This is a genomic window from Mycobacterium sp. IDUB_24, assembly GCF_055419385.1.
On the sequence record NZ_JBVAXO010000007.1, the window covers coordinates 446,547 to 456,958 of the forward strand.

Consider the following 10,412-nt stretch of genomic DNA (forward strand, 5'->3'; position numbering starts at 1 on the left):
CGCGCTCACATCCTGAAGACGCCGAAGTTCGACGTCCCCTCGATCGGGCCATTGGCGATGGCGGACAGGCACATTCCCAGTACGGTGCGGGTATCACGGGGGTCGATCACCCCGTCGTCGTACAACCGGCCGGACAGGAACATCGGCAGCGACTCGGCCTCGATCTGGGCCTCGACCGCGGCGCGCAGTGCAGCGTCGGCGGCCTCGTCGACCGCCTGGCCCCGGGCCTCGGCGGCCGCCCGGCTGACGATCGACAGCACGCCTGCCAGCTGGGCACCGCCCATCACCGCGGACTTCGACGACGGCCAGGCGAACAGGAACCGCGGGTCATACGCCCGCCCGCACATTCCGTAATGGCCTGCGCCGTAGGAGGCGCCGAGCAGCAGCGAGATGTGCGGCACCGTGGAGTTCGACACCGCGTTGATCATCATCGATCCGTGCTTGATCATGCCGCCCTCTTCGTACTGCTTACCCACCATGTAGCCGGTGGTGTTGTGCAGGAACAGAAGTGGGGTGTCCGACCGGTTGGCCAGCTGGATGAACTGCGTGGCCTTCTGTGACTCCTCGCTGAACAGCACGCCGCGGGCATTGGCCAGGATCCCGATCGGGTAGCCGTACAGCGTGGCCCATCCCGTCACCAACGACGACCCGTACAGCGGCTTGAACTCGTCGAAATCCGAGCCGTCGACGATGCGGGCGATCACATCGCGCGGGTCGAACGGGATCCGCAGATCGGCGGGCACGATGCCGATGAGCTCCTCGGGGTCGAACTTCGGCTCGACCACCGGCGCGGGTGCGGGTCCCTTCTTGCGCCAGTTCAGCCGGGCCACGATGCGCCGCCCGATCCGGATCGCGTCGAGCTCGTCATTGGCCAGGTAGTCACCGAGACCCGAAGTGCGGGCATGCATCTCGGCCCCGCCCAGCGACTCGTCGTCGGACTCCTCGCCGGTGGCCATCTTGACCAGCGGCGGTCCGGCCAGGAAAACCTTGGAGCGTTCCTTGATCATCACCACGTGATCGGACATGCCAGGCACGTACGCGCCACCGGCGGTCGAGTTGCCGAACACCAGCGCGATGGTCGGGATGCCTGCCGCCGACAGCCGGGTCAGATCGCGGAACATCTGCCCGCCCGGGATGAAGATCTCCTTCTGCGTCGGCAGATCGGCGCCACCGGACTCCACGAGTGAGATCACCGGTAGCCGGTTCTCCATGGCGATCTGATTGGCGCGCAGGATCTTCTTGAGCGTCCACGGGTTGCTGGTGCCGCCCTTGACCGTCGGATCATTGGCGACGATCAGGCACTCGACCCCTTCGACGGCGCCGATCCCACAGACGACGCTGGCGCCCACGGTGAAATCGCTGCCCCAGGCGGCCAGTGGGCTCAACTCGAGGAACGGTGCGTCCGGATCCAGCAGCAGCTCGACACGCTCGCGGGCGGTGAGCTTGCCGCGGCCGTGATGGCGGTCCACATACTTGGACCCGCCGCCGGCAAGTGCCTTGGCGTGCTCGGCGTCGAGCTCGGCCAGCTTGGTGGCCATCACCTCGGCGGCCTCGGTGAAACCCGGTGAGGCCGGGTCGACCGTCGATTTCAGGGTCGTCATGACTGGAATCCCAACGTCTTTGCGGCCAAGGAGGTCAGGATCTCGGTGGTACCGCCGCCGATCCCGAGGATGCGCATGTCACGGTACTGGCGCTCGACCTCGGATTCGGCCATATAGCCCATCCCGCCGAACAACTGCACGGCTTGATTGGCCACCCATTCGCCGGTCTCCACCGCGGTGTTCTTGGCGAAGCACACCTCCGTGATCAGGCCCTGTTCCCCGGCCAACTGCCGCTCCACCACATGCCGCGTGTACACGCGGGCCACATCGATTCGCCGGGCCATCTCGGCGAGCGTGTTCTGTACCGATTGCCGGGCAATCAGCGGCTTTCCGAAGGTCTCGCGATCGCGGCACCACTGCACGGTCAGGTCCAGGCAGCGTTGCGCGCTGGCATAGGCCTGCACGGCCAGGCCGACCCGCTCGGACACGAACGCGGCCGCGATCTGGAAGAAGCCCGAGTTCTCCGCACCGATCAGGTTGGCCACCGGGACCCGCACATCGGTGTAGGACAGCTCGGCGGTATCGCTTGAGCGCCAACCCATCTTGTCGAGCTTGCGGGTCACTTGCAATCCAGGCGAGCAGCCCGGTCCGTTCTTCTCCACCACTATCAGGGAGACGCCCGCCGCACCGGGTCCGCCGGTGCGAGATGCGGTCACCACATAGTCGGCACGCACACCCGAAGTGATGTAGGTCTTGGCGCCGTTGAGGATGTAGTCATCCCCGTCGCGGGTGGCTTTTGTGGTCAGGTGCCCGACGTCGGAGCCGCCGCCGGGTTCGGTGATGGCCAACGATCCGATGAGATCGCCACGCAGCGTGGGCTTCACATACGTCTCGATGAGCCGCTCGTCGCCCGAGGCGATCATGTGCGGCACCGCGATACCGCAGGTGAACAGCGAGGCGAACACTCCGCCGGGGGAACCCGCGTAATGCATTTCCTCGCAGATGATCACGGCGTCGGCACCGTCGCCGCCGCCACCGCCGGCCGACTCGGGGAAGTTGGCGCCGAGTAGCCCGGCCTCGCCGGCTTTGCGATGCAGTTCGCGCGGCAACTCGCCGGTGCGTTCCCACTCGTCGGCGTGCGGCAGCACCTCGCGCTCGGCAAAACTGCGCACGGTCTTGCGCAATGCCTCACGCTCGGGTGAAGTCCAGATGCTCACTTGATGAGTTCCTCCGGGATATCGAGATGACGGCTGCGCAACCATTCGCCCAGCCCCTTGGCCTGCGGATCGAACCGGGCTTGATACGCGACGCCCTGGCCGAGAATGCCTTCGATCACAAAGTTCACGGCCCGCAGATTCGGCAGCACGTGCCGGGTGACCGGCAGATCGGCTGTCTCGGGCAGTAATTCACGCAGCTTGTCGACGGTCAGCGTATGTGCCAACCAGCGCCACGCTTCGTCGGTGCGTACCCACACCCCGACATTGGCCGACCCGCCTTTGTCGCCACTACGGGCGCCGGCGATGGTGCCGAGCGCGACGCGCCGAGTTGCGCCGGCCGGGAATGCGTCGGGCATCGCCGGGTCGGGAACCGGGGCCAGCTCGAGGGTGTCCATCGCCGGCGCGATACCGACCCGGGTGCCATCGGCGTGCGCGGCGATGTGCGGGACCTCGGACGCGTCGACGTAGCCGGGTACGAACACGCCGTAGACCTGGCCGTCTCCCGGCGGTGCGGTGGTGGTGAAGCCCGGATAGCTGGCCAGGGCGAGTTCCACGCCCGCCGAGGAGAACTGGCGTCCGACGACGTTGGGATCGGGATCGCGGACCACGCAGTGCAGCAGGGCGCTGGCGGTCTCCTCGGTATCGGCATCGGGATGATCGGTGCGGGCAAGCGTCCAATCCAGTTCGGCCGGACGGACTTTCAGACCGGCCTCCAACTGGCTGCGTACCAGCTCTGCCTTGGCCTCGATGTCCAGGCCCGTCAACACGAACGTGGCGGCGTTGCGGAATCCGCCGATGCTGTTGCACGACACCTTCAGCGTCGGTGGCGGGGCCTCGCCGGTCACCCCGGAGATCCGGACGCGGTCAGTCCCGTCCTGGCTCAACTGCAGTGAGTCCACGCGCAGCGTCGCATCGGGATTGGCGTAACGCGCGCCTGTGATCTCGTAGAGCAGCTGCGCGGTGACCGTGCCGACGCTGACCTGCCCGCCGGTGCCCGCATGTTTGGTGATCACCGAGGAGCCGTCTGCGGAGATCTCGGCGATCGGGAAGCCGGGGCGGGACAGATCCGGAATCTCTGCGAAGAACGAGTAATTGCCGCCGGTGGCTTGAGTGCCGCACTCGATCACATGACCGGCGGCGACCGCCCCGGCCAGCGCGTCGTAATCGGTGGTCTTCCAGCCGAAGTGCGCGGCCGCCGGGCCGACGATCACCGAGGCGTCCGTCACCCGGCCCGTCACCACGACGTCGGCGCCCGAATTCAGGCAGTCGACGATGCCCCATGCGCCCAGGTAGGCATTGGCCGCAAGGGGTGTGCCCAAGCCGGATGTCGCCGCCGGGGCGGCTCCGAGGCCGAGCTCGGAGGCCCGCCCTACCAGGTCGTCACCCTCGACATGGGCGACGTTGACGTCGAGGCCCAGCCGCTCGGCCAGCGCGCGAACCGCGGCGGCCAGCCCCGCGGGGTTCAGACCGCCGGCGTTGGCCACGATCTTCACGCCCTTGTCGAGGGCGAGGCCGAGTGACTGCTCCAATTGGATGAGGAAGGTCTTGGCGTAGCCGCGGTCGGGATTCTTGGCCCGGTCACGCGCCAGGATCAGCATGGTGAGCTCGGCGAGATAATCGCCGGTCAGATAGTCCAGCTCTCCGTCGGAGAGCATGTCGCGCATCGCGGACAGCCGATCACCGTAAAACCCCGAACAGTTGCCGATGCGAACCGCACCAGTCCCTGAAGACACACGCACTCCCGTCGACGCTGACATGGGGACCAACCAACCGGTAGGTTAGCCGGTACCTCCGGTCCCACGTCAAGGGGTGTCGGGCCCGGGGTCCACGCACCCAGATTGCATCCAGGGACGGGATCAGGCGGCGATTTGTCCCTGAATGCAATCTGGATGCCAGCCGCGGCTGCGCAGCGCCTGCCCGACCCGCGCGAGGGCGTCGGTGATGTCGTCACACCAAACTGTTCCCAGCCCCGTCCGGGCGTTTTGGAGCCGACGCAGGTCAACCGCTACTCTGTAGGGCAGTCGTCTGCCGCTGCATGCGCGCGGCAACCCCCAAAGCAAGGAGATGCACGTCATGGCTGTGCCCAAGCGCAGAATGTCGCGCGCGAACACCCGTAGCCGGCGCGCGCAGTGGAAGGCCGAGGCCACCGGTCTCGTCGGCGTCAATGTCGCCGGTCAGCAGCACAAGGTGCCGCGCCGTCTGCTCAAGGCCGCTCGTCTCGGCCTGGTCGACCTCGACAAGCGCTAGAACCGCTGACACTTTCTCAAAAAGCGCTATCGCTTGCGATAGCGCTTTTTGTCGTGCCCAGGGCCGTTTGAGGCCACGTGAAAACGCAGGGTGAATTTGCGGCGCGCCTCTCAGCCCACTCTCAGACGGCGGGATGAGACTGTTGCCTGTGCGCATACTTGTCGTGGACGACGATCGCGCCGTGCGCGAATCCCTGCGCCGGTCGCTTTCCTTCAATGGCTATTCGGTCGAGCTTGCCCAAGATGGGGTCGAAGCCCTCGAAGCGATAACCAATGACCGACCGGACGCCGTAGTGCTGGACGTGATGATGCCGCGGATGGACGGCCTGGAAGTGTGCCGGCAGCTGCGCAGCACCGGAGACGATCTGCCGATCCTGGTGCTGACCGCCCGCGACACCACCTCCGAGAAGGTCGCCGGGCTGGACGCCGGTGCTGACGATTACCTGCCCAAGCCTTTCGCGCTGGAAGAATTGCTGGCCCGGATGCGGGCGTTGCTGCGCCGGACGGTCAGCGACGACGGCGACTCGCAGAAGATGGAGTTCTCCGACCTGACCCTGGACCCGGTGACCCGCGAGGTCACCCGGGGGCAGCGTCAGATCAGTCTCACTCGCACCGAGTTCTCGCTGCTGGAAATGCTGATCGCCAACCCGCGCCGGGTGTTGACCCGCAGCCGCATCCTCGAAGAGGTGTGGGGCTTCGACTTCCCGACGTCGGGCAACGCCCTCGAGGTGTACATCGGCTACCTGCGACGGAAGACCGAGGCCGAAGGCGAGCCCCGACTGATCCACACCGTGCGCGGCGTCGGTTACGTGCTGCGCGAAACACCCCCCTGATTTGATGGCGCTCAACGCAAACACCTGGCGAACCGCCACTGACTCTGGGCGGCTCGCCGCCGCGAACCTACGGAACACCAGCTCGCTGTCATTGCGCTGGCGCGTCATGATGCTCGCGATGTCGATGGTGGCCATGGTGGTGGTCCTGATGGCCGTCGCCGTCTACGCCGTGGTCTCCCGTGCGCTCTATGACGACCTGGACAACCAGCTGCACAGCCGGGCCCGGCTGCTCATCGAGAGCGGATCGCTGGCCGCCGACCCCGGCAAGGCGATCGAGGGCACCGCATACTCCGATGTCAACGCGATGCTGGTGATCCCGGGCCGCTCGATCTACACGGCCAACCAGCAGGGTCAGATGCTGCCGTTGGGTAAGGCCGAGAAGGACGTCATCTCGGGCGAGCTGCTGATGTCCCTGCGCACCGCCAACCACCAGCGGGTGCTCGCGGTGCACCTGGCCAACGGCAGCTCCCTGCTGATCTCCAAGAGCCTGGCGCCCACTGTCCAAGTGCTGAGACGTCTGGGCACGGTGCTGCTCATCGTCGGCGGTGTCGGCGTGGCAGTGGCGGCCATGGCCGGTGGTGCGGTGGCCCGGGCCGGGCTCAGACCGGTGGGCAGACTCACCGAAGCCGCCGAGCGGGTGGCCCGCACCGATGATCTGCGGCCCATCCCGGTCGTCGGCAGCGACGAGCTGGCCCGGCTCACCGAGGCGTTCAACATGATGTTGCGGGCGCTGGCCGAATCGCGTGAACGTCAGGCCCGGCTGGTCTCCGACGCCGGCCACGAGTTGAGAACGCCGCTGACCTCGCTGCGCACCAACGTCGAACTGCTGATGGCCTCGCAAGCGCCCGGCGCGCCGCCGTTGCCCAAGGACGAGATGGTCGGGCTGCAGACCGATGTGATCGCCCAGATCGAGGAGCTCTCGACGCTGGTCGGTGACCTCGTCGACCTCACCCGCGACGATGCCGGCGGAATCACCCCCGAAGCGGTCGACATGTCCGAGGTCGTCGACCGCAGCCTTGAGCGGGTCCGGCGGCGCCGCAACGACATCGAATTCGACGTCGACGTCATCGGCTGGCAGGTGTTCGGCGATGCACCAGGACTGGGCCGGGCAGTGCTCAATCTGCTCGACAACGCCGCCAAGTGGAGTCCGGCCGGCGGACGGGTCAGTGTGCAGATGCACCAGACCGATCCGACGCACGCCGAGCTGGTGGTCTCCGACCACGGTCCGGGCATCCCGCCGCAGGAACGCGGGCTGGTGTTCGAGCGGTTCTACCGTTCCGATGCCGCCAGGGCGATGCCGGGTTCGGGCCTCGGATTGGCTATCGTCCAGCAGGTGGTGCTCAAGCACGGCGGCGCACTGCGCATCGACGAGACCGTGCCGGGTGGCACCCCGCCGGGGGCTTCGTTTCACATGGTGCTGCCGGGGCAGCCGATCCCGAATGCCGATGCGACACACATGCACCGGATCGGCGATGGCCACACCGTCGGCGCGGAGAAAAAGTGAGACAGTTGAGTCGGTCGGGGGACCAGTCATGGATGGATCAGAAATCTCTAAGTGGATTCTCAGCCCATCTGGGCAACCTGAGTGACCTTGACTTCGTTTGACGAAGTGACGGACACGAGGGTTGGACATACGGGTCGGACCGGATCGGCGTGACTGGCCGGCGGACCTTTTACAAGAGAAGAGCACGCAGCACAATGACGAACCACCCGAGGTACTCCCAGCAGCCGGAGCAGCATCCCGGCGGCGCCCCCGGATACGCCGGTGCGCGTCCTGATCCTTACCAGTCACAGCCCTACGACTGGCGATATGCGCGTCAACAACCCCAGCAGCAGTTGCCGCCGCCGCAGCAGCAACACCAGGGCCAGCAACACCAAGGCCAGCAACACCAGCCGCCGCAGCAGGCTTACCGCGCGCCGTACGACCCCTACCGCATTCCGGCCAGCCCGCAGCCCGTTCCGGCGAAGAAGCGGTCCAGGTCCGGCCTGGTGGCCGGGGCGCTCGCGGTGGCCGTGGTGTCGGCCGGTGTCGGTGGCGGTGTCGCCACCCTCGTGCGCGACGACCACCCGCGCCTCGGCTCGCAGGGCCTTGGTGCCGCGCCGACCGTCCCCGCGGCTGCCCTGCCGCCGGGCTCGGTGGAGCAGGTGGCGGCCAAGGTGGTGCCGAGTGTGGTCAAGCTCGAAACCGACCTGGGCCGCGCGTCCGAAGAGGGCTCCGGCATCATCCTCACCGCCGACGGCCTCATCCTGACCAACAACCACGTCGTGCAGGCCGCCAAGCCCGGCGGGCCCGGCCCCGCGCCGGTACCCCCCGGCGGCGCACCGGCACCGACCGGCGCCCAGACCAAGGTGACGTTCTCCGACGGGACCACCAAGTCGTTCACCGTGGTGGGCACCGATCCGAGCAGTGACATCGCGGTGGTGCGCGCGCAGGACGTCTCGGGCCTCACCCCGATCACGGTCGGCTCGTCGGCCAATCTGCGAGTGGGTCAGGACGTGGTGGCGGTCGGTTCACCCCTCGGACTCGAAGGCACCGTCACCACCGGCATCGTCAGCGCGCTGAACCGTCCGGTCGCCGCCGGTGGCGACGCCCGCAACCAGAACACCGTGCTCGACGCCATCCAGACCGATGCCGCGATCAATCCGGGTAACTCCGGTGGCGCGCTGGTCAACATGAACGGCGAGCTCGTGGGCATCAACTCGGCGATCGCCACCCTGGGTGGGGATTCGCCTCAGGCGCAGAGCGGCTCGATCGGGCTGGGCTTCGCGATCCCGGTCGATCAGGCCAAGCGGATCGCCGATGAGCTCATCCAGAACGGGACGGCCTCGCACGCCTCGCTGGGGGTGCAGGTCAGCAATGACACCACCAGCGACGGCGCCAAGATCGTCGAGGTCACCAACGGCGGGGCCGCCGCAGCGGCAGGTTTACCCAGCGGTGTGGTGGTCACCAAGGTCGATGACCGGGTGATCGGCAGTGCTGACGCGCTCGTAGCAGCGGTGCGGTCCAAGGCCCCCGGCGACAAGGTCACGCTGACCTACCTCGACCAGGGCGGCAAGCCGCAGACCATCGAGGTCACGCTCGGCAGGGCCGAGCAGTGAGCACGCTGACCGGGCCCGGCGGGATGGCCACACTGCGTCTGGCTACACCGTTGTCTGCCGCCGGATATACGGTTGCAGGCATGGAACAGCCAGGGGAGTTGGTGGGGCGGGCGCTCGTCGTCGTCGTGGATGATCGCACTGCACACGGCGAGGAAGACCACAGCGGTCCGTTGGTCACGGAGTTGTTGGGTGAGGCCGGATTCGTCGTCGACGGTGTCGTGGTCGTGTCCGCAGACGAAGTCGAGATCCGTAACGCGCTGAACACCGCGGTGATCGGCGGCGTCGATCTGGTGGTGTCCGTGGGCGGGACGGGAGTCACGCCGCGCGATGTGACGCCGGAGGCCACCCTCGACATCCTCGATCGCGAACTGCTGGGCATCGCCGAGGCGTTGCGGGCCTCGGGGCTGTCGGCCGGCATCGTGGATGCCGGGCTGTCCCGCGGCCTGTGCGGAGTGTCGGGCAGCACGCTGGTGGTGAACATCGCCGGGTCACGCGCGGCAGTGCGCGACGGTATGGCCACACTCGGGCCGCTGGCTGCGCAGGTGATCGGCCAGTTATCAAGCTTGGAGATCTGAGCGCAAACGGAGACGGCGGCCACGGGCCGCCGTTTCTTTTTGTTGGTGAATGTCGCGCCGATCGTTCATGCTGGTTAAGGGCAGGTTAACGGGATGTTGCAGACCGCGCGGCCTGGAATGTGAGCTTCGTCACAAAGGGGAATCGCGATGCCGGAAGCGAACAAAAGGTCCCGTCACGCAGTTAACAAGATCTTCGGTGAGGCCCTCCCGGACATCGCTCCCGACGAACGCGACACCGCTTCGCCGGACGATGATGCCGACCGTGACCGGTGGTTGCGGAACAACATTCCGCCTCATCATCACTGAGAAGGTGAGCAGCTTGTGAGGGCCGGGAAATCCCTGCTGGAGACTGTGGTCTGGACCTCAGCTTGCTATCAAGGCGAACGGCGTCACAGCATTGCCCAGCGGGCCAACTTGCAGCGTCGTGACGTTGTGCGCCATCTCCCAGTCGGTTCTCAGCAAATTTTGATCGATCGAACGTATGCGGCACTGCGGATATGTGCTTGCGTTGCCGCCCGGATGCCCTCCCGTTATGTTCCTCGTGTCAACGATGAGCATTAAGTAAGAGCGACGTGTGGAGTTCCTAATCCGCATCACATGTTGGTCTTGCGCGGCGGTACGGTCTGCGGGGGCCGGGACGTCAACCACAAACGGTGGCCTCCGGGAGCGCCGGCGATATAGCTAGGGAGAATATGAAGGCATTCAGTCGGGTGCTGGTCGCGATGGTGGCGGCCATCGCGGCGTTGTTTACGAGCACGGGTATTTCTCATGCGGGTCTGGACAATGAGCTGAGCCTGGTCGATGGTCAGGATCGGACTCTGACTGTTCAGCAGTGGGACACCTTCCTCAATGGTGTGTTCCCGTTGGACCGCAACCGGTTGACCCGTGAGTGGTTCCATTC

9 protein-coding genes are annotated in these 10,412 nt (G+C 66.6%); 6 read left to right on the forward strand and 3 right to left on the reverse strand.

What is annotated here, in order from left to right:
• Window positions 1-5 precede the first annotated feature (5 nt).
• Genes ACZYZF_RS24820 through ACZYZF_RS24830 form a run of 3 tightly spaced genes read right to left on the reverse strand, consistent with a single transcriptional unit; the run spans window position 6 to window position 4,491 of the window.
• Complete coding sequence (locus ACZYZF_RS24820; RefSeq protein ID WP_463837108.1) at window positions 6-1,601, reverse strand: acyl-CoA carboxylase subunit beta; 1,596 nt, start codon at window positions 1,599-1,601, stop codon at window positions 6-8.
• Window positions 1,598-2,758: an acyl-CoA dehydrogenase family protein gene (locus ACZYZF_RS24825; protein WP_463837110.1), complete on the reverse strand. Its 1,161-nt coding sequence runs from the start codon at window positions 2,756-2,758 to the stop codon at window positions 1,598-1,600. Before ACZYZF_RS24825 ends, ACZYZF_RS24820 begins: the two co-directional genes overlap by 4 nt.
• The gene (locus ACZYZF_RS24830) at window positions 2,755-4,491 is read right to left on the reverse strand and encodes an acyclic terpene utilization AtuA family protein (RefSeq protein ID WP_463837112.1); all 1,737 of its coding nucleotides are present in this window, start codon (window positions 4,489-4,491) and stop codon (window positions 2,755-2,757) included. Before ACZYZF_RS24830 ends, ACZYZF_RS24825 begins: the two co-directional genes overlap by 4 nt.
• A 340-nt stretch (window positions 4,492-4,831) precedes the next feature.
• On the opposite strand from ACZYZF_RS24830, the gene rpmF reads away from it, so the two are divergent.
• The 6 genes from rpmF to ACZYZF_RS24860 all read left to right on the forward strand — a co-directional run.
• Complete coding sequence (gene rpmF, locus ACZYZF_RS24835) at window positions 4,832-5,005, forward strand: 50S ribosomal protein L32 (RefSeq protein WP_003885704.1); 174 nt, start codon at window positions 4,832-4,834, stop codon at window positions 5,003-5,005.
• Window positions 5,006-5,153: 148 nt separating this feature from the next.
• Entirely contained in the window at window positions 5,154-5,837 is a 684-nt protein-coding gene (locus ACZYZF_RS24840; protein WP_463746098.1) for a response regulator transcription factor, read from the forward strand.
• A gap of 4 nt (window positions 5,838-5,841) precedes the next feature.
• Complete coding sequence (locus ACZYZF_RS24845) at window positions 5,842-7,341, forward strand: HAMP domain-containing sensor histidine kinase (protein ID WP_463746099.1); 1,500 nt, start codon at window positions 5,842-5,844, stop codon at window positions 7,339-7,341.
• A 194-nt stretch (window positions 7,342-7,535) separates the two neighbouring features.
• Window positions 7,536-8,936 (forward strand): S1C family serine protease, encoded by a 1,401-nt coding sequence (locus ACZYZF_RS24850; RefSeq protein WP_463837113.1) that lies wholly within the window; start codon window positions 7,536-7,538, stop codon window positions 8,934-8,936.
• Between the two features lie 23 nt (window positions 8,937-8,959).
• Window positions 8,960-9,511: a MogA/MoaB family molybdenum cofactor biosynthesis protein gene (locus tag ACZYZF_RS24855; RefSeq protein ID WP_463746558.1), complete on the forward strand. Its 552-nt coding sequence runs from the start codon at window positions 8,960-8,962 to the stop codon at window positions 9,509-9,511.
• 692 nt (window positions 9,512-10,203) lie between these two features.
• Window positions 10,204-10,412 (forward strand): MspA family porin (locus ACZYZF_RS24860; protein ID WP_463837114.1); only part of this gene is annotated, 209 nt, incomplete at its 3' end.

Excerpts from the sequence above, each read along its gene's own strand:
- ACZYZF_RS24820 (WP_463837108.1), bottom strand. The coding sequence starts at position 1,601 with ATGACGACCCTGAAATCGACGGTCGACCCGGCCTCACCGGGTTTCACC.
- ACZYZF_RS24850 (WP_463837113.1), top strand. The coding sequence starts at position 7,536 with ATGACGAACCACCCGAGGTACTCCCAGCAGCCGGAGCAGCATCCCGGC.
- rpmF (WP_003885704.1), top strand. The coding sequence starts at position 4,832 with ATGGCTGTGCCCAAGCGCAGAATGTCGCGCGCGAACACCCGTAGCCGG.
- ACZYZF_RS24845 (WP_463746099.1), top strand. The coding sequence starts at position 5,842 with ATGGCGCTCAACGCAAACACCTGGCGAACCGCCACTGACTCTGGGCGG.
- ACZYZF_RS24855 (WP_463746558.1), top strand. The coding sequence starts at position 8,960 with ATGGCCACACTGCGTCTGGCTACACCGTTGTCTGCCGCCGGATATACG.